This is a genomic window from Bradyrhizobium erythrophlei, from assembly GCF_042430365.1.
Taxonomy (GTDB): Bacteria; Pseudomonadota; Alphaproteobacteria; order Rhizobiales; family Xanthobacteraceae; genus Bradyrhizobium; species Bradyrhizobium erythrophlei.
In genome coordinates this window covers 1-661 of record NZ_JBHMET010000043.1, presented here as the reverse complement: position 1 = coordinate 661, position 661 = coordinate 1, and the positions used below count along the sequence as shown (strand labels likewise).

Genomic DNA, 661 nt, shown 5'->3' with positions numbered 1-661 from the left:
CGAATGCATGCTGGTGCTGATCGGCGCGACGCCGGAAGGCAAGAAGGAACTGATCGGCTTCAAGGTCGGTGTCCGAGAGAGTTCACAGAGCTGGCGCGAGCTGCTGATCGACGTCAAACAGCGCGGGTTGCAGATCGCCCCGGAAATTGCGGTCGGCGACGGCGCGCTCGGCTTCTGGAAGGCGCTCGACGAGATCTTTCCCGGCACGCGGCACCAGCGGTGCTGGGTGCACAAGACCGTGAATGTCTTGGACAAGGTCCCACTCTCGGTGCAGGCCGACATGAAGAAGGATCTGCGCGAAGTCTACTGGGCGCCGAGCCGGGCGTCGGCCGAAGTGGCGATCGATGTCTTCGCCGAGAAATACCGCGCCAAGTACGGCCGGGCGGTCGAATGCCTGGTCAAGGACCGCGAAGCGTTGCTGGCCTTCTACGACTTCCCCGCCGAGCATTGGGATCACTTGCGCACGACCAATCCCATCGAAAGCGTGTTCGCGACCGTGCGGCACAGGACGGTGCGCACCAAGGGCTCGTTGTCGCCGACCACCGCCAGGCTGATGGTGTTCAAGCTGGTCATCGCCGCATCAAAGACCTGGCGGCGGCTCAAGGGCACAAATCAGTTGCCGAAGATCATCGCAGGTGTCAGTTTCCGAGACGGCATCGAG

1 protein-coding gene is annotated in these 661 nt (G+C 62.8%); it reads left to right on the top strand.

Annotation, left to right across the window (positions count from 1 at the left end; all coding sequences use genetic code 11):
• The coding region (locus ACFFWD_RS45300) for an IS256 family transposase (RefSeq protein WP_376962831.1) at nt 1–661 on the top strand (661 nt) is incomplete at both ends.